The sequence below is a fragment of the Sphingomonas alpina genome, assembly GCF_014490665.1.
GTDB classification, from domain to species: domain Bacteria; phylum Pseudomonadota; class Alphaproteobacteria; order Sphingomonadales; family Sphingomonadaceae; genus Sphingomonas; species Sphingomonas alpina.
Genome location: NZ_CP061038.1, coordinates 4,637,170 through 4,658,153, shown reverse-complemented (window position 1 = coordinate 4,658,153; position 20,984 = coordinate 4,637,170). Strand labels below are relative to the sequence as shown.

Sequence of the window (20,984 nt, the reverse complement as noted above, 5' to 3'; positions counted from 1 at the left end):
CGGCCGAGGCGCGGTGTGCGTTTCTGCCTGGATGCTCATCAAGCCAGCCCCAGCGCGATCTTGTAGGTTTCCAGCAGCGCCTCGGCTTCGTCGCGATGGTGCTTTTCCATGCGGCGCAGGCGGACGATGCTGCGCATCGTCTTGGTGTCGTAGCCGGTCGATTTGGCTTCGCCGTAGACATCCTTGATGTCGTCGGCGATGCCTTTCTTCTCATCCTCCAGGCGCTCGATGCGCTCGATCAGCAGGCGCAGCTGATCGGCAGCGATGATGTTACTCATGCGGTTTTCCCTTCGGTTGAACTTCTCCGCAGGCGCTGGCGGTGACGGGCCGACGCGACGATCTCGTAGCGCTCGCGCTCGACGCGCTCGGACTTGGTGAGGATGCGCCATGGCCATGCCTGCAAGTCGGCGAGGCGGCGCATCTGCACGGTCACAGGCGGCAAGGGGGCGTTGCGCGTCATACCTTGGCCTTGCTCGCCATTTCAGTGCCTATGGCGCGGGTGCGCAGCGCGTTTGCGATCTGCGCGGGCAGGTCTTCGGCGGCGCTCGCCGGAATGCGGTACGTCTGCGTGTCGGTGAGGATGACGACAGAGTCGTCAAACCGCGAATAGACGGCGGTGGCCTGGGGCGCGGGCATCAGATCAGTCCCCGCGCTTCCGCCTCGGCTTGACAGAGCCGCAGGCGTCCGTGCGCGTCGAGCATTGCCGCGCCGATCGTGATTTCCCGAGCGTCGAATCCGCCCACGCTGCAGGGGTTATCCCGGCCTGCATCCATATGCGCCTCTGCGCCGTCGATCGGATCGAACCCGCTGAACGGTTGAAAATCCGGCATCATGTCAGTGGGCCTCCATTTTTGCGGGCGAGCCGATTCAGGGATTTGGGAAGACTGACAGCAGGGTCGCGGCGGCCCAGGCGATAAGCACGGTCAGCAGCCACGCGGCGCGCGTGCGCGGATCCGGTGGCGATGCGCGCCGCCACTTCACGACACCGCCCAGGCGGCGAACGGACCGACGAACGGTTCGGCGAAGACGAACAGGATGACGGCGGCGAGCGTCGCGTAGGCGATGCCGCTGGCGGAGCGGATCGGGCGGAACAGCGCGGTCATTCCGCATTGCCTTGCCGGACCGTGATTATGACGCGCTCAGCATCACGAGCGACATCGTAATGGTTCATGATGCTCATCGCGAAATGCGGCGCGAGCAACCGCATCCGATCATGTATCCGCTTGGCCGCTTCGTTTGCCTCGTCCGCGACGATCTTTTCCGCCTCGACACGGACAGCGGCACGCAACGCGTCGAGGATAGCGTCGCTCATCGTCCTGCACCGATCGCAACTGCGCGCGCGGCCATTTCCTGACGGAGCGGCGGCGGGAGCATGGCGGGTGCAGGGCTGGCCGGACCGCGACCGCGACCGTCGAGCCACGCATCATATTCGCCGGCATTCCAACGGCTGATCTTGCAGATCATGTCGACGCCGCTGACCGGCTTGCCCTTGATCACGCGCGGGGTGCGCGGGAGCGGCATGCCTTCATGCTTGGCCAGCGCGCGCAGCGTGTCGATGATGGTCCTGATCGACAGATGCAGGATGCCGAGCGGGCGGGCGACATCAGCCAGGGCATATTCGCCGCGCGTGCCGCCAGTGCTTGGCAGCGCATCCGGCAGGGCCGCAACCGCAGCGCGTGCCGATGGATGAGTGTTCGGCACCGGGACGGGCCGTTTGACGCCTGGGAATTGGGCTATCTGGCCCATAAACTCGCCTCCGTGGGAAGAACCAACGGAAAGCTAACTACCCATATTGGGAAGTTATCGCAATAGGAAAACTTCCCATATTGGGAAGTCGCGTTCTGCGCGCAGCAAAAAGGCCGCGCTCAAGGGTGGTAGCGCGGCCTTTTTCAGGCGAACGGGGATCAGGCGCGGCGCGCGGTGTCGTGCTCGTCTTCGCGTGGCTCTGGCGGTGCCGGTGCGCCGGGATCGAAGGCGTTGAGGCTTTCGGCGACGCGGTGGACGGCATCGGCGACATGTGCCTGACCGTGCCGCATCGCGTTGATCACGTCGCGCTCGCGATCGTCGAGGCGATATGGGTTATCCTCTTCGTTGAGCAGGTCCGCGACGGAGACGCCAAGCACTTCGGCAATACGCCGTGCCATGTGCATGTAGAGCGGGCGTTCGCCAGTCTCCACGCGGGAGATGACGGTTTGCGTGGTGCCGAGGGCTTCGGCGACCTGGCGCAATGTCACCTTCGGCACGCGCGCTTCACGCACGGCGCGAATCCGGTTGGGCGGGTCAATCAACTTCTTCACCATAGAGGTGATTTGTATGACCTGACCCATCCGGCTCAATCCCCCGTTCTGGCAACTCTGCATAAAATTCAGTTGCATGAAACTTCCCTATATGGGTAGTTAGGCATCATGACAACCTTGGCCGGCAACAAGATCAGGCGCTATCGCGAGGCGCACAGTCCCAAAATCGGGCGCCCCGCGTTCGCGGCCGAGATCGGCGCGAGCGCGGGCACGCTGCAGGGATGGGAGGAGGAGGGGAAGCGCCCCGAGTCCGCCGATATCGTCAACGAGCTGGCGCGGCGCGGCATCGCGGATCACGCGGACTGGTTTCGGCCGGCGCGCTGTCCACGGTGCGAACTGCACGCGGAAGACGAGAGCGTCGAGGCCTGTGCCAAGGCGCATTGTCCAATGCAGATGCAGCGGCGGGCGGCGGCGTGAAATCATGTCGAGTCGTTCCTGTGTTCTTGCTTCGTTCTAATTCGCTGCTATCCAACAAAGCAACAGAAATAGGAATTTTCCTATGTCCAATTTGACACGCAACAGCGGATTGACGGCGCGGCAGAACGAAGCGTTACGGCTGATCGTGATCGAGCAGGGCCATGGCCGGACGGTCACATATCGTTCGCTGGCGGCCGGGCTGGGCATCGACGGCGTGGGCGCGGCGTACTGGCTGCGCCAGCAGCTGCATGATCGCCTGGGCGCGGAAACGATCGCGGCGATCGTGCCGCGCGCGCCGGACGGGGCGCGGTTGCGCTTCGTCACTATTCCCGATCTCCAATTGTCGCCGGGTTGCGCCGACGGCATGTCTGACGCGTCTTGCCTAGGGCGCGTCAGGCGGGGCGCGGTGTGCCCAAGCCACACCGCGCCCCAAGCCATTTTGAAAGCCGCGTGATGGCCAAGGGCTATATCGCGATCGACCTGTTTTCGAAAACCTTGCCGAGCGGCGCTGTGTCGTTGTTCGTGAGGGACGGTGACGGGAAAGATGTTCTCATCACGTTGCCGAAGCGTTCAGCACGAGCGCTGGCGGCGCGGATCAATCAGAATATCGATTATTCCGAAGGCCGCGCCGATCGTCGCCCCGGCACTCCACACCTATGGTTTGATGATTTAACCCCCCGTGTGAACGGCAGCTAATGTCGGTCGATCTGGAAGCATTGCGGCGACGGGCCGAGGCGGTGCGGAGTCGCATTTACCTGTCCGACCTGATCGGCGGCGATGTGTCGTTGACCAAGCGCGGCCATGAGCATGTCGGGCTGTGTCCGTTCCATTCGGATGCCAGTTTGGGCAGCTTTTCGGTCAATGACGCCAAGGCGATCTTCAAATGCTTTGCCTGTGGTGCGAGCGGCGATCACTTCAAATATCTCGAAAAACGCAAGGGCATGACTTTCGTCCAGGCATTAAAGATGCTGGAGGCCGATGCGGGCATCGACTTCACCAGTACGGCGACCAATGCCGAATATGACCGGGCGCGCGAAAAGCGGCTGCGTGCGGCGATGGCCGATGCGGAGAAGCGGAAACGCAACGCGCGCGGGCTGTGGCATCATTCGGCTGTGATGCAGGGCACGCCCGCGCAGTTGTATCTGGAAGGGCGCGGCATCGATTTTGCGGCGTTGGGACGGTTTCCGGGCGCGATCCGGTTCCGGCACGATTGCTGGAATACCGAGCTGGGGCGCGAGATACCGGCGATGGTGACGGCAATGACAGTGCTGGCCGGCGAAATGGTCGCGGCGCACCGCACCTATCTGGAATTCGTGCGCGGGCGCTGGGTCAAGGCCGATCTCGACATGCCGAAGATGACGTTGGGCGACTATGCCGGGGCGCATATCGCGCTGAACAAGGGCGAAGTCGGCCGAATGCCGCTGCGCGACGTGCCGGAAGGCACGACGGTGCATATCAGCGAGGGCATCGAGGACGGATTGACCGTGGCCATGGCCGATCCGGCGGTGCGGCTGATCGCGGCGGCGACGCTGGGCAATATCGGCGCGGTCGACCTGCCCGATTCGGTGAGCGATGTGGTGATGGTCGGACAGCGTGACGAAGAAGATCGGGCGTTGCGCGCGCTGGCGGCGCGGCGTGCCGGAGACGAAGCGCTGGCGCAGAAGCATGAGGACGCGGCGATGAAGATCAACGCGGCGTTCAACAGCCAGATCGCGGCGCATCAGGCGCGCGGCCGGACCGTGTTGTGCATGTGGCCCGATGACGGGTTCAAGGATTTCAACGACCAGCTGCGTAGCGTGAGGATGGCGGCATGAGCAGTCTGGGCTGCCCGTCTTACGGTTGGGACCGAATTGTTGCCGATGCGCCCGAGGTCACGCCGCTCTGGGAGCGCACCCATGTCGCGCATAAGGCGGGCAAAACTTGCGAGGTGTGCAAGGCTCCGATCGAGATTGGGGAAAAATATCAAAGTTCGGGGATGATCTACGAAGGCGATTTCTCGGTCTGGCTTCGTCACCAATATGCGGAGCACTTTCCATCTGGATGCCCAAAGTTGCGGCCTCGCGACCTCGCCGAAATCGAGCGAGATAGCGAAGGGTATCCGTAATGTCTGGCGGGGGGAGTATCGAAGGCATCCGGGACAAGGCGCGCAAGCCGTTGCGCGCGCCCGACATGGTGCAGGAAGAATTTGCGGGCGATGGGTTCGATCGCAGCGTGATGCCGTTCGGGTGTCCGGTGACGCCGCTGGGCATTCAGGGCCTCAAGCTATGGGTACTGGATGCCGCCAATCAGCTGATCGCGCTGGCGACGGATTGCCGGAAGGGCGACCTGCTGCTGCTGTTCGGCGGCGACTCCTGGTTGATCAAGCATTTCCCGCAGCTGACCAAGGATCAAGCGAAGAACGGCGCGCCCGCCACGAAGTTCGATCAGGCGGAAGTGCAGACCGCGCTGGTGACGGCATGCCAGCGCAAGAACATCTTCAACCCGCAGGGCCGCGTGTTCGGCCGGGGCGCGCATCGCGCCGTTGGCGACGATCAGCAGCTGGTGCTGCACATGGGCCGATCGGTGCTGATCGCGGGTCAGCCGGACGCCAAGGGGCAGCGCGGTAAGCTGGCCGAGCATCGGCCGGGTGAGATCGATGACAGTTTTTTCCCGGCGCTGCCGGCGCTGGTACCGCCCGCGTCGGAGCCGAGCGCGACCGAGGACGCGCAGCGGCTGCGTGAGCTGTTCGGCGATTGGTTCTGGGTCGAGCCGGATTCCGCGCCCTTGCTGCTGCTCGGCATGGTCGGTCAGATGTTCTTTTGCGGGGCGCTGTCCTGGCGTTCGCATGTGTGGCTGGCTGGGCCGACTTCGGCGGGCAAATCCAGCCTGCAGGCGCTCATCCGTGCCTTGCTGGGCAATTGGTGCCTGCACGTCGAGGACGCGAGCGAGGCCGCAGTGCGCCAAATCCTCGGCGACGATACCTTGCCGGTGATGATCGATGAAGCCGAGGCGGACGATAACCCGGAAAAGCAAAAGGCGATCATCAACCTCGCCAAGAAAGCGTCATCGGGCGCGAAGATCATTCGCGGCGGCGCCGATCACAAAGGTCAGGAATTCACGGCGCAGAGCTGTTTCCTGTTTTCGTCCGTGCTGCACAGCCTGGCTAAAGGCGAGGAACGCAACCGCGTCGCCATTCTCGAAATGCGTCAGGTGCCGTTGACGAAAAAGGAATATGTCGCGCCGGACCTGTTGGAATGGCGCGACATTGGGCGGCGGATGCATCGGCGCATGATCGAGCAATGGCCCCGGTTCAGCCGGACGCTGGCCGATTACAAGCGCGAGATATGGAGCCATGGTCTAGAAGGGCGCTGGCAGGACACTTACGGCACGCTGCTCGCCTGTGCCGATTGCCTGCTTTACGATCGCGCGCCCAGTCAGGAGAGCGAGCTTAACGAGGAACATGGCAGGGAAAAGGTGTGGGTGCGCGCGATCCTGCCGATGATCCAGCGCGGCAAGAGCGAGGCCCGATCAGATGTCGAACGGTGCATCGCCCATTTGATGGGGTGCCTGATCCCCGGTGCGCATGGCGCGAGCGCGGAGACGGTCGGGCAGTGGATCAAGCGGGCGATGGCGCTGGCCGACCCGATCGAGGGCGGTATCAACCACACCGCGCGCGAGCGATTGAAGCAGTATGGCTTGCGCCTCGTGCTGCTCAAGCGGGACGAACCGAAGCTGGATGGCGAGCCGGTCCCGAACGATTGGGTCAACGGTTATCTGGCGGTAGCCTATCAGACCTGCGAGCCGCTAGCGACGCTGTTCCGGGGCAAGGAATGGGCGAACGGGGCTTATCTGCAATCGCTGGGCAAGGTCGATGGCGTCCGCAGGGGCCTAAAAATGCGCTTCTCGGGCATGAATGCCGACAATGCCATTGCGATACCGCTGAAGGCGCTGCGGGATGACGAAGAGTGAGCGCGGCGTTCGACCGGGTGTGGCGGTGGCGGAAGACGCTGCCCGACCGCAAGGGTACGCGATGCCGCATCCGCGCACGCGGGACGATGAACAGCTGCGAAATCGAATTCGAGGACGGGGCGCGGTTCATCGTGTCGCGCTTCGCCGTGAGAAAGGTGACGTGATGGCGGGTATCAGCAACGAACGGCGGGAATGGCACCGGCTGGCAACCGAGAACGCCAAGCGAACCCTAAAGGTCGGCGACAGGATAACCTTTACGTCGTGTCCGGGCACGAAGCGCTGGGCCATCGTGACGGGGTGGGACGGCGTATGGATCTGCAGCAAGACGCGGAACGACATCGCTGCGGCGACCATCTGCACGCTCAATGGCCAGCCGGTGTCATTCGCGCGTGGCCCGCGGCCGGATTAAACGATGGCGGAGAATCCACCCAAGCTGACCGTGGTGCCGCTGTACGACAAGGCCATGGCGGCCGATGTTATCGGGTCGCTGCGGCGCGCGGCGGATTCGATCGAGGCCGAAACCGAGCAAGATGACCGCACGGTGTCGATGATCGCAGTAGCGGTGTCGGAGACCGGCAATATCGAGATCTATGGCTGGGGCCAGACCAACAGCTTTCATGCCCTGGGTGCGCTGGCCAAGGGCATGGCGAAGCTGGCGTGACGGTCGACCTGTTCGAACCGATGCTGGCGATCGACGCGCCGAAAGGGCTTGGCGCCCAGATGGCGGGTGGTGGCGACAAAGCGAAGCGCCGGCCGCTGGACTATTACCCGACGCCGGCCGAGGCGACCCGCGCGCTGCTGATTGCCGAATTGCCGCGCTGGCCGGACCGTGAGACGCCATCGCCCGCGTTCTGGGAGCCGTGCGGCCGGGGCGGTGCCATAGCACGCGTGGCGGCGGAGGAATTCGGCTTGTCCTCGATCGCAACCGATATCGTCGCGGATCCGGCGAACGATGTGGCCGCGCAGGATCTGATGACGGTCAAGGTCGCGCCTGCACGGCGCGCAATCAGCAACCTGCCCTTTGCCGTGGCGCGGCCGATGGTCGCGCACCTGTGGCAAGCGCTCGAGCTGGACTATCTGGCGCTGCTGTTCAAAACGACCTGGCTGAATTGCGGCGAGGGCGCGACGCTATGGCGCGCGGGGATGAAGCCCACGCGGCGCTGGGACATCACGTGGCGGCTGGACTTCACCGGGGCCGGTAATCCGACGATGGATTGCGTGTGGCTGATCTGGGACCGGATCGACACGACCGAACTTTTCGGCCTGCTGACGCGCGACGGGCCGGTGATCGTGGGTGGCGATCTGTTCTAGTCGTAGCGCAGGCGGCGCATCTTCTTGCGCTTGCGGGCATCGTGAAAGGCGCGCTCGACCTGATGCGCCCATGACTTCTCCGCAGGGGCCGCTGCGCGGCGCGCGGGGAAGAGCGCGACGTGATCCACGGATTTGCATTGCCTGCAGGGGAACCTTGCGCGGGCGGATTCCAGATCGAGCGCCCAGCCGCGTTCGGTGAAGTGAACCCAGATGATCGCATCGAGCGTCGATCCGCGCGCGCATTTGAAGCACCATAGGCGCAGGTCGTGCCCGGCATCGTCAATCTGTTTGAGGGTTTCGAACCGCATCGCGCCAGTAGAACGCATCGGGAACGATTCGGGCAATAGGCGATGTGAATTTAGCCGCGATCGAGCGGATCGAACCCGGCCGCGTAGCGGCGCTGCAGATATTCCACCCATGGCATGCGGCCTTCGGCCTTGTCTTCGTCCGTCCAGCGCCGCAACAGCGTGTTGTGGTGCTGGGTTGCCTGTCGGCCGGTCGCCTTGTCGCCCCGCGTGCCGTTGCGCGTGAGGCGCGCGACCATGGCGAAGGGCATCAGAACGCGGGCGCGCACGGCGGCGCGGTTGTTCCAATCCTTGCGATGTTCGGGCGTGCAGAATAGCTGCGTGGGCTGAGTCCGCACGAATGGCTGTAAGCATTCAGGGCATAGGGGCGGCGGCATGACTAAGCCACGCTGGCCGTTTTGCCCTGTCGATCGCTGGCGGGGCATCTGAGCCGGGGCGTGTACTGAGGCCTTGGCGGGGCGGGTCATGCCGCGCGCCCTCCCCATTGTTCGGCCATGGCATCGGCCACGCCGGGGAAGAAGCGGGAGCGCTCGCGCGCCTGATTGCGTCCGCCCGGCATCCTGTGCACGCGCGCCTCGCGTCCCGCAACGATCTTCGTCGGGACAAGCGGGTCTAAGCCGCGAAGCCAGAGACAGGTGCGCTTCGTCTCAGGGTGGCCGAACTGCCACGGCTGGATCGATTGGGCGAAATCCTGATAGCCGGTGATCCGTTCCTTGGCGTGGCGGTGCATCACCGGATTTTCGATTGCGACGCGCTCGATTGGCGCGTGCCAGAAATCGGCGAACAGGGCGGCGGCTTCGTCCAGCTCGCGCCACATCGCTTCCAGCGTCCGGCCGGGTGGCGGCGTGGTCAGCCAGCGCACGCCGCTGTTGCAGAGCCGCGTGCAGGGCGGGTGCGCGACCATCAGCAAGTCCCAGCCCTCATGCAGGTAATCGCGCGCGTCGCCCCGGATGTGGCGATTGCTGCCGTCCTCGCTGGGCAACAGGTCGCACGACCAGGCGTCGTGGCCGCGATCGAGGAAGGCGTTGCGGACGATGCCGGAGAATTCGCACGCGATCAGCACGCGCTTCGCCTGGACGAAGAGGTCCGGCTGGCGGGGGTTCCAGTGCTTCATGCGAGCGCCGCGAACAGATCGGCTTGCACTGGCCGGAGATTATCGAGCCATGCAAGGATTGCGCGCACATCGCGAAGGGCGCCGGGCTCGCGCTCGCCATACTTCGTAACTCTCTCGCGAAGGCGCGCCACTTGATGTTCGATGGCGGCATCGCGCGAGTTGAAGGCTGTATCGCGATCCATAAGCGGCGATGAGCTGCCCCAGCAACTGCCAGTCAGGAACTGAATGCCGTGCACAGCGCGCCAGCCTTCGGACGTTCGCACGATATCAATTTCGGCCAAGGGCGAGCCGCGCCATCCTTTCCGGTTGGGTTGCGGCAGCGCCAGCGTCTCTGTGGGCGTGTATACGCCGCAGTCATTCTTTTGACCCGGTGCCGCGATCATAGCGGCTTCCCCGACCCGTTTGCACGAACATGCTCGCCGAGGCGCGACAGGATATGCAGGGAAAGCCGGGTCGCGGTCGCGAAGTCCGCGTTGGCAATCTCTTCCTCGACGCGGATGTTGTGCTGTTGGATGGCGCGCTGGGTGTCCGGCGCTGGCGATGGCGGCGGCGTGGGAGCCGGTGCGGGTGCCGCGAACTGCGGTTCAGACGGGCCGGACAGCGCATTGAGCCATTCGATCCGCTCCGCTTTGCCTTCCGGCATCTCGACCTTGCCCCAAGTCGATCCCTCGGCTTTGGCGGCGGCGTCGGCTTCCGGTTGCGTACCGGCCCATGTGCCGGCGCTCGTGCGATAGAGGCGCATCAGATCATCCTCGGTTCATTGGCGGCGGCGAACAGCGGCAAGTGGCCCGCGTCGGCCTGATCGGTGAGAAAATGCCCCTGTGCCGCGCGGTGCGGGCTGGCGAGGCGAAGCGCGATCAGCTGGCGCTCGCGATCGGTGGCGGGACGCTGCTCGGCAACATCAGCCAGGCAGTTTGCGAATTGGGGGGTGCGCGCGCTCACAGCGGCATCTCCGCTAGCTGGTCGATCAACCAGCCTTTAACTTTCAACGTCTGGCCGGTGTCGAGGCATATCGCGGCGAATTCGCCGTCGAGGTCCGCATCGTCATCGACCAGCACGTCTAGATCCTGCACGCCGTCGCTCATGTAATATCGGGTCATTGGGTCGGCCTCCTTTTGCCGTGGGTGATGCTGATCGCATCCTGAGCGCGCCGATCGCACCGGCACGCTGGGGGTGGGGTCAGGCGTAGGAACTGACGTGCTGCGCGTCGTACGTGGGCACGCCCGCAATGATCGTGGGTTTGTCGAAGCTGGCCCATTGGCCGTTCTTCGGCGCGCGGAAGCCGCTTTGCTGCGCCAGCACGCGGGTGGCTTCGCCGACATATTGACCGGGCATCGGCACGGCTTTTCCGGCGAGCCATTGGGTTTCGACATAGCCGCTGGCGATCTGGCGCACGATCAGATGCTTGCCGCGTACTTCGGTGCATTCGTAGTATTCGCGGTTGGTCTGGTCATAGCCCCAGCAGGTGCTGAACACGTCGCCCGGCTTGTATGGGTGCTGCCACGCTTTGCGTTCCGCGCGGTTGGCAACCCGCCCTTGCTCGATGCGCTGGATTGCCTTGAAGAAACCCCCGACCCGTTTGGTGCGATCAGCGTCCGAGAGGAAGCTGTAATCCCATGCCGGTTTCTGCGCCTTGCCTTGGAAGACGACGGCTGCGGGGCGTTTGCGGCGCGACGTGTAGATGTAGGCCACGGCCGAACTGGCGCGGTCGCGAACACAGATTGCGCCTTTCGGGATGTAGAAGTCTCGCTGGTGACGGATACGCATTATCGGCTTCCTTTCGCCGGGTGAGACGGTCAACGCCGTCAACACAACTACCCTATATGGGGAGTTTATACGCTGTCAATAGTGATAAATCGGCGCATTTCCGCCAATCTTCAAAATAACTCAGCGGCGCAGCCGCTTCCTTTTGCCGCCCTCGGGCGGCTCTTCCCGCGCCCGCCTTACCACTCCCCGACCCGTATCTAGCTAGCAGGATTTCGGCCGATTTTTGGCGGTTCGAACGGGTTAGGGGGCGTTCCGGCTGTTCTGGTATCAGAACGCACATAATCGTGTGTTTTCAAAATCTTAGTTGGTCATTCCGGCTGTTCTGGCGATTGTGGCATTTCCCGGCGCGATCACACGCGCGAGCGCGAGACGCGAGCGCGGCGCGAAGCGTTAGAACATGTGGAACGGCTGGAACGGCACGCATTTCCGGCCTTATTCTGTTCTATGCTTGGAACATTCAGAACGGAGATAAGAGAGGCTTGCGGCGAAATACCCATATAGGGTAGTTGCTGCGGCCATGCTTCGCCTCGGTCATCCTCCGATTGATTTTATATGGGGTGGAAACGCGTGCCTCGCCGCCCAAGGGGTGTGTTGGGGTCGCGGGTCGGCGGAGCTGGGGAATTTTCTTGGCCGGGCGCGCTCGATGTTGGCACTGAAACGCGCCTGGGCATGGCGGATCGGCTCTGCTGATCTGCGGCGCGGGAATGGCGGATTTCCGCCGTTTCCGCGCCCTCTCCTCGTCGTCGTCGCACGGCCAGTCGTCGCACGGACTCGCTATGTGCTTGCGATCATGGGTGAAAATGGGCGTCGTCGGTTGATTGCCAATCTGACGACGCTGACCCGCAACGCGCTCGGCCAGCTGGCAGGGCCGCGATCGGCAGCGACGGCGGGAGGGGGGTGTCCCCCCTTTCGGCCCGCGCGCTCGCTCCCCATGCCCCTCGCATTCGGCGGGGTCGAGATTTGAAAAATCGCCGGGCCGTGCCGCGCGCGACTGAAAGCGAGTTCGACGCCTGCGAAAATGGCGCGAAGTTCAATTGGCCAGTGGGGTCGGGGGTGCGGGCGGCATCGATCCGCGACGAACTAGGCGCGAAGGGCGCGGAATCCGGTCGTCGGCAGGTGGGTCAGGGTTGTTGCGGGGATCATGTTCCGCTCGATGCTGGCAAGTTGCGGACGCTATGCCTCGGGGGTGCTGGTGTCAACTGACCAGCCAAGTCGCATCTTCGCGCAATTCGGCGGTTACGCGGCCGGAAAAACGGCCGCGCTGGCCGCATTGCCCTGGAGCCGCAACGAAGGGAAGTTCGGCGGTCCGACCTCGGGTGTGCCGGAATCGCGGTATGTCGCGCGGGTAAAGTCGATGCCGGCGCATATGGCGCAGCGGCTGGCGGATGCCGAGCGGCAGGGCGTCGTACCGGTTGGCGCGGCGTCGATCCTCGTGCGGATCGATGCGGCGATCGAAAAGCTAAAAAGTGACGGATTCGGGAATGCGACATCGATCTACCTGATCGAGGCGGATTTGATGGCGCTGCATGAGGCATCGGGCAAGCCGGTCGATCACTTTCTTGGCCTGCCGGTGTCGATCGGCGCGAGCTCCAAGGTTTATTCGGGGCGCGGGTCGCGGGCGATCCGCAGAGCCGCGAAGGGCTCTGCATGAGCGTCGAGCCCGCCTTGCCGATGGCGCTTCCCATCCATGTTGATCCGAACGCGCGGGCGGTCGCGCCAGTTGCGCATTGCAGGCTGTGCAAGGGGCGGATTCCCGATGACGATCATGGGTTGATCGCTTGGGGGCTGTGCGAGCCGTGTTTTGACGGCGCTGAGTTCGAGTCATGACAACCGAAGCATCCTCCCTGTTCCAGGCGATGGAAGCCGAGGTTGGCACCGTGATGGGTGTCGATGCCGGGACCGAGCAGCTTGATCTGTTGCGCGATCCCGAAACCGGCAAGCTGCCGTCGAATGTGTTTCAGCTGGCGCGGTCGCGTGCCGAGGGGCGGGGCGTTGGGCGGCCTGCCGGCGCGCGGAACAAGAAATCTGCGCAGCTGGCGCGGCTGATCGTCGAGAAGCATGGCGACCCGGTTCTGGGCATGGCGGCGATCTATGCGATGCCGCTGGATCAGCTGGTTGAATTGTTGCTGATCGCCGATGGCTCGAAAGAGCGGATGGAGCGGTTCGAAATTCTGGCCGATCGCGTCCAGACCATGGTCGATCATATGCTGGACGGCGAAAGCGGCCGGCCGCTGACGGATAAGCAAGTCGAAAAGTTGGGCGAACTTGCCGAGCGCATGGGCGATCTGGCGAAGACGCTGAAATCGAAACCCGGCGAACTGGCGTTGAAAGCGCTCAATACGCAGCTGCAGGCGCGGCGCGAAGTTGCGCAGTATGTCCATGGCAAGATGCCGGTTGCGATCGATGTGAATTCGCGCGCCGATGTCATCCTCAACATCCCCGGCCTGACCGACCCCGCCCACTTGGCGGAGTATGTCGAGCATGGCGAACTGACTGACGTCGATATCAATCGGCTGGAATTCAAGCCGTTCGAAGATGCCGCGCGCGATGACGATGACGGGGCGGACAATGACGATGGTTGACGCTGCGGTCGAGCCTAGCGTTCCCATAAATGGGAACAGCATTTCTCCAATGGCGCGCGCGGTGCGGCGGTTGGTGCTACTCGATCGGGCGCGCGTCATGCTGGGTGGCGCTCAGCGGCTCGCCGATGTGCTGATGATTTCGCGCCGCGCGGTCAACCACAAGCTGGTGGCCGATCGCGGGGTGAGCGAAGGCGAAATGCTAGCTGTGGCTGGCGCGCTCGATGAGCATGCCGCGAAGATTACGGCGCTGGCGAACGAACTGCGCGCGCTATGCTGATCGCTCGCGACATTCCACTGCTCGCCCCGCTCGCGGCGCTGGCGGCGCTCACCGGCCCGGCCTTGATCAGCGAACATGTTCTTGAGTCCTGTGCCTGGGCGATCGTTGATGCGCGCAGTTTGCGCGAAGAGCGCAATCTGACGATCGAGCAGGCGCGGCAGATCAAGGATGCGGACCGCATCGCCGAACGGTTGACGGAAGTCGATATCGATCGACTGGAGCCAGAGGCGGTCGGGCGCTTCGGGGAGTTTCTGGCGACCTCCAAAGGTCTGACCATGAATTTTGTCGGGCCGATCTCGCATAATTTCCGGGAGGACACATCGGCGGTCAGCACGATCATGGGACCGTACGGCTCCGCAAAGACCACGACGTGCTTCCAGAAAATCATCAACAGCATCATCTGGCAGCCGCCTGGCCCTGACGGGATAAGGCGGGCGCGCTGGTGCGTGGTGCGTGACACTTACGGCCACCTGCAGGCGAACGTCATGGCCGATTGGTTCATGTGGTTCCCCAAGACGAAGGCGAACTACAACCTTTCGACTAACACCCATAAGCTGCGGTTCGATATCCCGCTCGCCAATGGCGAGGTGATGAAGCTCGAGCTGGAAATGCTTTTCCGGGCGGTCGACAACCAGTCGGCCGAAGAGCTGTTCAAGGGTATGGCGCTAACCGGCCTGTGGCTGAACGAAAAAGACACGCTGCATCACGACGTGTTCAAGTTCGGCTTTCCGCGCGTTGGCCGCTATCGGCCGCCCGGCACCCCGACCGGGGGTTGGTCGGGCGTGATCGGCGATATGAACGCGCCGGCCGAGGACAATTGGACCTATGGGTTCAACGTCAACAAAGATATCGGCCTGACCGAAAAGCAGATGGCGGATTTTCGCCTGGAATATGGCGATAATTTCCGGGTGTCGTTTCATGTCCAGCCGGGCGGGATGGACGCGGGCGCGGAGAATCTAGCGAACCTGCCCAAGGGTTATTACCAGCGTATCCAGATCGGCATGAGCGAGCCGGATCAGCGGCGCTTCATCCACAACAAGTTCGGCGCGGTGCGCGACGGCAACCCGGTCTATTCGCAGTATAACGATGATCGGCACTGCATTCAGGACATGACGGCGGATCCGCGCTTGCCGATCCATATCGCGATCGATGGCGGCAATACGCCGGCAGCGCTGTTCATGCAGAAAACCGACGCCGGGCAGGTACGCGCGGTGGATGAATGCGTCGTGTTCATGCCGGGCAAGGAAAAGGTGCTGGCCAATCTCGGGGCGATGGAATTCGGGCAAAAGGTCGGCCAGTATTGGAACGAAAACTTCGCGAAGTTCGATCTGGGGTCGGTCAACTGGGGCGATCCATCTGCATGGTTCGGCGACAGCGAGGCGAATGCCGAGGATCGCGCGTGGATTCATAAATTCGTCGCCGGGTTCAACGAAGTCGCGATCGGCGTGAAGCTCAAAATGAAGCCCGCGCCGGTCAAGCGCAACCTGATTGGTCCGCGCCTGGAAGCGGTGCGCGAGCAGCTGAAAAAAGCGATCGACGGGCAACCGGCATATGTCATTTCGAGCCGCTGCAAGGTGCTGCGCGAGGGCTATAATCGCGGGTACGTCGTCACGCGGGTCGCGTTCTCGACCGGTGGCGGGCGATGGAACGATCAGCCGCTGAAGAACGACTACAGCCATATCCATGACGCCAATCAGTACGGCGTGCTGGGCCTCGTGAAATTCGACGGGTGGGAAGATGCCGAGGCGCGGTCGCGCAAGTCGGTGCGCAAACGCGCGGCTCCCAAATTCGGCGACGGGTTCTTTGCGCATCAGGCGCGGACATGACGGGAGGGAAGAAATGAGCGGAATTGCGGGCGCTTTGCTGTCGCCGATCGGCGCGATCATCAAGGCGGCGGTCAAGAAACCCAAAGCGCAGACGGTGGTGCCGCTGCCTACGATCACGCCTCGCGGCAATTCGGTGGTGTCCGATGCCCTGGCGGCGCGGCGCGGGTCGGCAACCAACCAGCGCACCGGATCGGGCGGTGCGGAATCCAGCACCGGCAAAAAGACCCTGATGGGCACTTGAGGAGAAGAACGATGGTGAAGGAATATGATCTGGCCGCGCTGATCGGCGGCAATATCGGCAGCATTATCGAGAAGTTCGGCGACCTGTCGGACGCGCAGCTGGGCCAGCTGCACGATCTCGAAAGCGCGTCGCCAACCAAACGGTCCACGTTGTTGTCGGCGATCGACGAAGAGACGAATGGCCGTGCGGAACTGGCGAAGGTCAATCCTCCGAGCGGCACGCCTGCGACCTACACCCAGAAGCAGGTCGATGAAATGCTGGCCCAGCAAAAGCTGACGCATGACGAAGAACTGAATCTGGCCGTGGCGAAGGCGGGCGATGGCAAGACGCCGGCGGCGCGGAAAAAGCCGGTGGGCAAGCCGCTGGTCATCGACGCCAAGTCCGACAATCCCGCGCTGGTCGCGTTGACCGGCCCGAGCAAGATCGTGTTCGTCGATGATCATGACGTGCCGGTCGATGGCCTGCCGCCCATGACATTCGGCGCTACCGATTTCACGCCGAACGGCGAGGGCGTGAAGCTCGACAAGGATGTCGATTTCCCGGTCGAGCTGCCGCAGCGCGAGATCACGGGCGCGTTCGTCACGACCGAGGGCGGTGAACCGGTGGGCAAGGCCATGTTGGTGCAACCGTTCTCGATTGGCGGCGGGCGTCAGGCTCGGTTGCAGAAGGGCGGGTTGGCCTTCACCAAAGAATAGCAGGGATCCCGTTCACCGCATTCGCCCTTCGACCGTGCCGGCGAGGGGTCAACGGGCCAGCCAGCGAGCAATCGTCAACGGGGTGGTGAACGGGTTGGTAGGGCTTGAGTACAGGCCCCGATGGCTGGCTCCGGCACAGATTTTTGAGGATGGTGGGCATGTTCGACGACAAGCAAATCGAAGCGAGCCAGGCGCGGATGGAAAGTGCGCGTTACGGTTTCGACAGCGTGCGCGGCGAGATCGCGAGTCTGGTCCTTCCCCAACAGCAGGGCTTCAACCGCAAATTCGGTTCGCAGGGCCAGCTGCACACCAATCATCAATATGACGAATACGCCGCGCTGGCGCTGGAAGATGGCGTGTCGGCATTCGAGGGGTTCGTGATCCCGCGCGGCCAGAAGTGGCAGAAGATCATCCTGGGCAATGAACGGCTGATGGAGTCGGTCGTGGTGCAGCAATGGCTGGAAACGATCGAGACGCGGCTGTTCGCGCTGCGCAACGACCCCAAGTCCGGTTTCACCAATGCGGTGCATACGAGCGCGCAATCGCTGTTCGCGTTCGGCGAGCAAAGCATGTGGGTCGACAAGCGGTTCGACCCGAGCGGGCGCTTTGCCGGCCTGTCGTACCAGTCCGAGCATCTGGACGGCATCTTTGTCGAGAATGATGCCGAGGGTTCGCCGATGCGCGTGCATCGGAAATTCACGCTGACGGCCGAGCAGCTGACGATGAAATTCCGCGAGGGCGCGCCGCCCAAGGCGAAAGAGGCGATGGCGGCGCAGCCCGCGCCGCGCAGCAATGAGTCGTTCGAGATCGTGCATGTCATCGAGCGCAACGACCGGATGATGCCGGGGCGGATCGATCCGTCGGGGATGCCGTGGCGGGCATGCTATTACAGCATGACGGACCGCAAGACGTTCAAGTCGGGCGGCTATCGCACGATGCGGCGGATTGTCAGCCGGTTCGACCGCGCACCGGGTGAGGATTACGGGCGCGGCCCGGCAATGCGTGTCCTGCCGGCGATCCGCGCCAGCCAGATCATGATGCAGGATCGCGTGCTGGCAACGGAAATGGCGGTCAAGCGGCCGATGCTGGCGCCGAGCGACGATCTGGATTCCTCAGTGATCGATGTCGGACCGTTCGGCATCACCTATGGCGGCATCGACGATCGCGGCAACAAGTTGCTGGTGCCGCTCGATATCGCGGCCGACCTGTCGGGTGCGTCCGAACTGCATGGCGAGATTCGCGCAACGATCGACAAGGCGTTCTATCGCGACCTGCTGCAGATCAACCGCGAGTTGAAAACGCACATCACTGCGGCGCGGACGATGGAGGAAATCGGCGAAAAGGGCATCCTGCTCGCTCCGCTGGCGCGGCAGGAACAGGAATGGTTCGCGCCGATGATGGATGTCGAGCTGGACCTGATGTGGGAAGAAGGTCTGCTTGACGACATGCCGGCCGAGGTGATCGAGTATTTTCAGGCCGATGGCGGTGTGCATGCCCGGTACGACAATAACCTGTCGCGGATGCAGGAAGCGGGCGCGGCGGCGGGCTATCTGCGCACGGCCGAGCAAATCGGCCTGATCGCGCAATTCGACCCGAGCGTGGTTGGGCAGTTCACCCGCGAATATCCGCTGTCCAAGGTCGTGCCCGGACTGGCCTCGGTCAACGGTATTCCGGCGCGCTGGCGTGCGACCGATGAAGAAAAGGAAGCGGTCGACGAAGCCGAACAGCAAAAGGTGATGCTGGATCAGTTGTTGCAAGCAGCGCCTGCGCTGGGCGGCGCGGCGAAGAACATCGCCGAAGCGGAGGCGATCGGTGGCGGTTGAGCATGAAATAGACGCGCTGGCGTCGCGTGCCGAGCAGCAACAGCTGCGCCGGATTTATGAGCGCGCCAAACGGCTGTCGCTGTTCCGCACGATCGCGGCCTATCGCACGTTGTTCCTAGACGAACATGGCGCGGTGCGGCCCGACGCGGTGGCGGTGATCGCCGATTTTTCACGGGTCGCGAAGCTGGGCGTGGTCGATGCGTCAGGCGTCGGCGACGCCGAATTGCGCGAGCGCAGCGGACGGCGCGCGATCGCGCTGCACATATTGGGGAGGTTGGACCTGGACGGTTCCAAACTCCGCGATCTTGCCAGTAAATTGAGGGAGACGGGGAATGAGTGAAGTACCGCCAGTAATCGAACATGTCGCGCCAGCCGCGCCGCCAGCACCTCCGGCCGCGCCAGCCGCACCGGCTGCGCCCGCGGCTCCTGCCGCACCGCCCGCTGCGCCGGCAGCACCGCCCGCGCCTGCCGAGCCAACATGGCGCGACAAGTTCTTGCCCGAGGATATGCGCAGCAACGAAACGCTGGCCAATTACGCCGATGTGCCGGCGCTGGCCAAGGGCCTGATCGAAACGCAGAAATGGGCACGCGGCCGGATTCCGATCCCGGCGGTGGGGGACGCAGAGGCGTTCACCGAATTCGCGTCGAAGGTGCGCCCGGCAGATGCGGCCGAATACAAGATCGCGACGGCGGATGGGCAGCCGAGTGAGACGGGCGAGGCCTTCCGGCCGATCTTCCACGCGGCAGGGCTGCACCCGGAACAGGCCCGCATCCTGAATGAGGGGTGGAATCAGTATCAGACGGACGTGGTGAGCAAGACGACGCAGGCGGGCAAAGACGCGCTGATGGCGATCGAACTCGACCTTGGCCCGGCCGCCTATACGCAGCGCGTGACGGCGGTGGATAACATGCTGCGCGGCATGGGTATCGAGATCGATGATATCGCGCCTGCGCTGGAACAGGTGGTGGGTGCGGACAAGACGATGCGCGCGCTGTTCGCCATGGCGGAGAAAACCGGGGAACTGGCCAAGGTTGATGGCGCGACGGTGTCGTTGCAGATGGGCACGATGTCGGCGGCGAATGCGCAGATCGAGGTCGATCGCATGTCGGCGAACCCTGACAAGGATTTCCAGAGCCGCCTGGCCGATAAAACCAGCCCGGAATATGCCAAGCGCAAGGCATTGCTGGGACGCATCGCCAAAGGGGATTGACAAGAAATACCCAAATAGGGGATTTGACGAATCTCGGCGGGGGCTGAGCAGCTTAACAGTTTCAGTCCCCGCCTTCTCCGGCCTCTCCTTCGCGGCGACGCGACGGCCCCGGATGCAACCGGCGAAAGCAGCCGCGCGATACGGGGTGTGTCATCCCCGAGACGGACCCGGAGTATCCCATTTGGGTAGAGCCGGCTTCTCCAGTCGAAAACCGAACCATTCGCTTTTTGACCGGAGATCATCATGGCAGACAATTGGGCAGAGTCCCTTCGCACCGTCGAGTATCGCAACAACGTCACGCACGAGTTGAAACAGCAGCCGGGCATTCTCTATCCGCTGGCCGGTTCGTCCGACACCTATTCGTCCAAGTCGGCAGAGATCGAACAGCGCTTCGCCGGCCTGACGCTGCAGAAGAAAACGACCCGCAACGGCGACACCAACAATGTCGATCCGAGCGCGTCGGTCCGCTTCGTCAAGAAGCCCGGTTCGTCGAATGTGGCTCCGTTGCTCGATCGCGACGACAAGCACGCCACGAGCGTCGACATGAAGTCGCCGCTGGTGATGGAAACTGCGGACGCGGTGCGCGCCTATCACGACGATCAGTTCCTGACCGGCTGGTGGGGCAATGGCTGGACGGGTGAGACGGGCGATATCGCTGTGCCGTTCACGGCGGGCAACAAGGTCGCACACACCTATGGCGGCGGCGGCAGTGTCGGGCTGACCAAGGCGAAGCTGATCGAACTGCGCCGGCTGCTCGGCACGGCCAATGTCAGCATGCAGCGCGAAAAGCCGATCATCCTGCTCGACCCGGATTCGGAGTCCGACCTGCTCAACATCAATGAGTACGTCAATAAGGACTTCGGCGAGGGATCGCCGCTGATGACGGGCGAGATCAAGCCATGGCTTGGGTTCCGCTTCTTCTCGGTCAACATGAAGGATGCGGTGGCGTTCCCCAATTCGGCGGCGCTGTTCCAGGTGGGCGGCATCAACCGCCTGCCGGTGATCATCCCGTCGGGCATCCATCGCGGTGTGTGGGTCGAGTTCTTCGGCAAGATCACGGAGCGCGATGACAAGCAGTTCAGCGAGCAGATCTACGCCGAGGCCGAATCGGCCGTGGTCCGCACCAATGAAGCAAAGGCGTGGTTCCTCGAAACCAAGCCTGCCGCCTGA

The 20,984-nt window shown here is 63.4% G+C and carries 37 protein-coding genes; 21 read left to right on the top strand and 16 right to left on the bottom strand.

Annotation, left to right across the window (positions count from 1 at the left end; genetic code table 11):
- Window positions 1-38: 38 nt before the first annotated feature.
- The 8 genes from H3Z74_RS21870 to H3Z74_RS21840 form a co-directional block, all read right to left on the bottom strand.
- The gene (locus H3Z74_RS21870) at window positions 39-278 is read right to left on the bottom strand and encodes a DUF2312 domain-containing protein (RefSeq protein ID WP_187761603.1); all 240 of its coding nucleotides are present in this window, start codon (window positions 276-278) and stop codon (window positions 39-41) included.
- Window positions 275-460 carry a hypothetical protein gene (locus H3Z74_RS21865; RefSeq protein ID WP_187761602.1) on the bottom strand — a complete coding sequence of 62 codons (186 nt, stop codon included), beginning with the start codon at window positions 458-460 and terminating at the stop codon, window positions 275-277. Before H3Z74_RS21865 ends, H3Z74_RS21870 begins: the two co-directional genes overlap by 4 nt.
- A complete protein-coding gene (locus tag H3Z74_RS21860; protein ID WP_187761601.1) occupies window positions 457-636 on the bottom strand; it encodes a hypothetical protein in 180 nt (59 codons plus the stop codon). Before H3Z74_RS21860 ends, H3Z74_RS21865 begins: the two co-directional genes overlap by 4 nt.
- On the bottom strand, window positions 636-830 hold the full coding sequence (locus H3Z74_RS21855) for a hypothetical protein (RefSeq protein WP_187761600.1): 195 nt from the start codon (window positions 828-830) through the stop codon (window positions 636-638). Before H3Z74_RS21855 ends, H3Z74_RS21860 begins: the two co-directional genes overlap by 1 nt.
- Window positions 831-977: 147 nt before the next feature.
- Complete coding sequence (locus H3Z74_RS24685; protein ID WP_261300295.1) at window positions 978-1,103, bottom strand: hypothetical protein; 126 nt, start codon at window positions 1,101-1,103, stop codon at window positions 978-980.
- On the bottom strand, window positions 1,100-1,312 hold the full coding sequence (locus tag H3Z74_RS21850; RefSeq protein ID WP_187761599.1) for a hypothetical protein: 213 nt from the start codon (window positions 1,310-1,312) through the stop codon (window positions 1,100-1,102). The genes H3Z74_RS24685 and H3Z74_RS21850 overlap by 4 nt, the downstream gene beginning before the upstream one ends.
- Complete coding sequence (locus tag H3Z74_RS21845) at window positions 1,309-1,701, bottom strand: hypothetical protein (RefSeq protein ID WP_187761598.1); 393 nt, start codon at window positions 1,699-1,701, stop codon at window positions 1,309-1,311. Before H3Z74_RS21845 ends, H3Z74_RS21850 begins: the two co-directional genes overlap by 4 nt.
- A gap of 203 nt (window positions 1,702-1,904) precedes the next feature.
- On the bottom strand, window positions 1,905-2,300 hold the full coding sequence (locus tag H3Z74_RS21840; protein WP_187761597.1) for a helix-turn-helix domain-containing protein: 396 nt from the start codon (window positions 2,298-2,300) through the stop codon (window positions 1,905-1,907).
- Between the two features lie 105 nt (window positions 2,301-2,405).
- Here H3Z74_RS21840 and H3Z74_RS21835 point away from each other — a divergent pair, with 105 nt between their 5' ends.
- The 10 genes from H3Z74_RS21835 (at window position 2,406) to H3Z74_RS21790 (ending at window position 7,973) form a co-directional block, all read left to right on the top strand.
- Window positions 2,406-2,714 carry a helix-turn-helix domain-containing protein gene (locus H3Z74_RS21835; protein ID WP_187761596.1) on the top strand — a complete coding sequence of 103 codons (309 nt, stop codon included), beginning with the start codon at window positions 2,406-2,408 and terminating at the stop codon, window positions 2,712-2,714.
- An 82-nt stretch (window positions 2,715-2,796) separates the two neighbouring features.
- Window positions 2,797-3,168, top strand: a complete 372-nt coding sequence (locus tag H3Z74_RS21830; RefSeq protein WP_187761595.1) for a hypothetical protein — start codon at window positions 2,797-2,799, stop codon at window positions 3,166-3,168.
- Window positions 3,168-3,410 (top strand): hypothetical protein, encoded by a 243-nt coding sequence (locus H3Z74_RS21825; protein ID WP_187761594.1) that lies wholly within the window; start codon window positions 3,168-3,170, stop codon window positions 3,408-3,410. The genes H3Z74_RS21830 and H3Z74_RS21825 overlap by 1 nt, the downstream gene beginning before the upstream one ends.
- Window positions 3,410-4,528: a DUF7146 domain-containing protein gene (locus H3Z74_RS21820; protein ID WP_187761593.1), complete on the top strand. Its 1,119-nt coding sequence runs from the start codon at window positions 3,410-3,412 to the stop codon at window positions 4,526-4,528. The genes H3Z74_RS21825 and H3Z74_RS21820 overlap by 1 nt, the downstream gene beginning before the upstream one ends.
- On the top strand, window positions 4,525-4,818 hold the full coding sequence (locus H3Z74_RS21815) for a hypothetical protein (RefSeq protein ID WP_187761592.1): 294 nt from the start codon (window positions 4,525-4,527) through the stop codon (window positions 4,816-4,818). Before H3Z74_RS21820 ends, H3Z74_RS21815 begins: the two co-directional genes overlap by 4 nt.
- On the top strand, window positions 4,818-6,662 hold the full coding sequence (locus tag H3Z74_RS21810) for a hypothetical protein (protein ID WP_187761591.1): 1,845 nt from the start codon (window positions 4,818-4,820) through the stop codon (window positions 6,660-6,662). Before H3Z74_RS21815 ends, H3Z74_RS21810 begins: the two co-directional genes overlap by 1 nt.
- The gene (locus tag H3Z74_RS21805) at window positions 6,659-6,826 is read left to right on the top strand and encodes a hypothetical protein (protein WP_187761590.1); all 168 of its coding nucleotides are present in this window, start codon (window positions 6,659-6,661) and stop codon (window positions 6,824-6,826) included. Before H3Z74_RS21810 ends, H3Z74_RS21805 begins: the two co-directional genes overlap by 4 nt.
- Window positions 6,826-7,071 carry a hypothetical protein gene (locus tag H3Z74_RS21800; RefSeq protein ID WP_187761589.1) on the top strand — a complete coding sequence of 82 codons (246 nt, stop codon included), beginning with the start codon at window positions 6,826-6,828 and terminating at the stop codon, window positions 7,069-7,071. Before H3Z74_RS21805 ends, H3Z74_RS21800 begins: the two co-directional genes overlap by 1 nt.
- A gap of 3 nt (window positions 7,072-7,074) precedes the next feature.
- Window positions 7,075-7,323, top strand: a complete 249-nt coding sequence (locus H3Z74_RS21795; protein WP_187761588.1) for a hypothetical protein — start codon at window positions 7,075-7,077, stop codon at window positions 7,321-7,323.
- Complete coding sequence (locus tag H3Z74_RS21790; protein ID WP_187761587.1) at window positions 7,320-7,973, top strand: hypothetical protein; 654 nt, start codon at window positions 7,320-7,322, stop codon at window positions 7,971-7,973. Before H3Z74_RS21795 ends, H3Z74_RS21790 begins: the two co-directional genes overlap by 4 nt.
- Here H3Z74_RS21790 and H3Z74_RS21785 read toward each other — a convergent pair.
- From H3Z74_RS21785 to H3Z74_RS21750, 8 genes are all read right to left on the bottom strand, one after another.
- On the bottom strand, window positions 7,970-8,281 hold the full coding sequence (locus tag H3Z74_RS21785; protein WP_187761586.1) for a hypothetical protein: 312 nt from the start codon (window positions 8,279-8,281) through the stop codon (window positions 7,970-7,972). The two genes, H3Z74_RS21790 and H3Z74_RS21785, sit on opposite strands and share 4 nt — an antisense overlap.
- Window positions 8,282-8,331: 50 nt before the next feature.
- Window positions 8,332-8,616 carry a hypothetical protein gene (locus H3Z74_RS21780; RefSeq protein WP_229726728.1) on the bottom strand — a complete coding sequence of 95 codons (285 nt, stop codon included), beginning with the start codon at window positions 8,614-8,616 and terminating at the stop codon, window positions 8,332-8,334.
- Window positions 8,617-8,741: 125 nt separating this feature from the next.
- The gene (locus H3Z74_RS21775) at window positions 8,742-9,392 is read right to left on the bottom strand and encodes a hypothetical protein (protein ID WP_187761584.1); all 651 of its coding nucleotides are present in this window, start codon (window positions 9,390-9,392) and stop codon (window positions 8,742-8,744) included.
- Window positions 9,389-9,775, bottom strand: a complete 387-nt coding sequence (locus H3Z74_RS21770) for a hypothetical protein (protein ID WP_187761583.1) — start codon at window positions 9,773-9,775, stop codon at window positions 9,389-9,391. The genes H3Z74_RS21775 and H3Z74_RS21770 overlap by 4 nt, the downstream gene beginning before the upstream one ends.
- Window positions 9,772-10,134 carry a hypothetical protein gene (locus H3Z74_RS21765; protein ID WP_187761582.1) on the bottom strand — a complete coding sequence of 121 codons (363 nt, stop codon included), beginning with the start codon at window positions 10,132-10,134 and terminating at the stop codon, window positions 9,772-9,774. The genes H3Z74_RS21770 and H3Z74_RS21765 overlap by 4 nt, the downstream gene beginning before the upstream one ends.
- A complete protein-coding gene (locus H3Z74_RS21760; RefSeq protein ID WP_187761581.1) occupies window positions 10,134-10,334 on the bottom strand; it encodes a hypothetical protein in 201 nt (66 codons plus the stop codon). The genes H3Z74_RS21765 and H3Z74_RS21760 overlap by 1 nt, the downstream gene beginning before the upstream one ends.
- Window positions 10,331-10,492, bottom strand: coding sequence for a hypothetical protein (locus H3Z74_RS21755; protein ID WP_187761580.1), 162 nt, complete (start codon window positions 10,490-10,492; stop codon window positions 10,331-10,333). Before H3Z74_RS21755 ends, H3Z74_RS21760 begins: the two co-directional genes overlap by 4 nt.
- A gap of 79 nt (window positions 10,493-10,571) precedes the next feature.
- Window positions 10,572-11,159, bottom strand: coding sequence for a hypothetical protein (locus H3Z74_RS21750; RefSeq protein WP_187761579.1), 588 nt, complete (start codon window positions 11,157-11,159; stop codon window positions 10,572-10,574).
- Window positions 11,160-11,802: 643 nt separating this feature from the next.
- Here H3Z74_RS21750 and H3Z74_RS21745 point away from each other — a divergent pair.
- From H3Z74_RS21745 to H3Z74_RS21695, 11 genes are all read left to right on the top strand, one after another.
- The gene (locus H3Z74_RS21745) at window positions 11,803-12,123 is read left to right on the top strand and encodes a hypothetical protein (protein WP_187761578.1); all 321 of its coding nucleotides are present in this window, start codon (window positions 11,803-11,805) and stop codon (window positions 12,121-12,123) included.
- A gap of 177 nt (window positions 12,124-12,300) precedes the next feature.
- The gene (locus H3Z74_RS21740) at window positions 12,301-12,810 is read left to right on the top strand and encodes a hypothetical protein (RefSeq protein WP_187761577.1); all 510 of its coding nucleotides are present in this window, start codon (window positions 12,301-12,303) and stop codon (window positions 12,808-12,810) included.
- 172 nt (window positions 12,811-12,982) lie between these two features.
- On the top strand, window positions 12,983-13,741 hold the full coding sequence (locus H3Z74_RS21735; protein ID WP_187761576.1) for a hypothetical protein: 759 nt from the start codon (window positions 12,983-12,985) through the stop codon (window positions 13,739-13,741).
- A gap of 49 nt (window positions 13,742-13,790) precedes the next feature.
- Window positions 13,791-14,018, top strand: coding sequence for a hypothetical protein (locus H3Z74_RS21730; RefSeq protein WP_187761575.1), 228 nt, complete (start codon window positions 13,791-13,793; stop codon window positions 14,016-14,018).
- Window positions 14,012-15,844, top strand: a complete 1,833-nt coding sequence (locus tag H3Z74_RS21725; RefSeq protein WP_187761574.1) for a hypothetical protein — start codon at window positions 14,012-14,014, stop codon at window positions 15,842-15,844. The genes H3Z74_RS21730 and H3Z74_RS21725 overlap by 7 nt, the downstream gene beginning before the upstream one ends.
- Before the next feature lie 13 nt (window positions 15,845-15,857).
- On the top strand, window positions 15,858-16,085 hold the full coding sequence (locus tag H3Z74_RS21720; RefSeq protein ID WP_187761573.1) for a hypothetical protein: 228 nt from the start codon (window positions 15,858-15,860) through the stop codon (window positions 16,083-16,085).
- 11 nt (window positions 16,086-16,096) lie between these two features.
- Entirely contained in the window at window positions 16,097-16,780 is a 684-nt protein-coding gene (locus H3Z74_RS21715) for a hypothetical protein (protein WP_187761572.1), read from the top strand.
- A 158-nt stretch (window positions 16,781-16,938) separates the two neighbouring features.
- The gene (locus H3Z74_RS21710; RefSeq protein ID WP_187761571.1) at window positions 16,939-18,603 is read left to right on the top strand and encodes a portal protein; all 1,665 of its coding nucleotides are present in this window, start codon (window positions 16,939-16,941) and stop codon (window positions 18,601-18,603) included.
- Entirely contained in the window at window positions 18,593-18,943 is a 351-nt protein-coding gene (locus H3Z74_RS21705) for a Bbp19 family protein (RefSeq protein WP_187761570.1), read from the top strand. Before H3Z74_RS21710 ends, H3Z74_RS21705 begins: the two co-directional genes overlap by 11 nt.
- Window positions 18,936-19,814, top strand: coding sequence for a hypothetical protein (locus H3Z74_RS21700; protein ID WP_187761569.1), 879 nt, complete (start codon window positions 18,936-18,938; stop codon window positions 19,812-19,814). The genes H3Z74_RS21705 and H3Z74_RS21700 overlap by 8 nt, the downstream gene beginning before the upstream one ends.
- A gap of 243 nt (window positions 19,815-20,057) precedes the next feature.
- Window positions 20,058-20,984, top strand: coding sequence for a phage capsid protein (locus tag H3Z74_RS21695; RefSeq protein ID WP_187761568.1), 927 nt, complete (start codon window positions 20,058-20,060; stop codon window positions 20,982-20,984).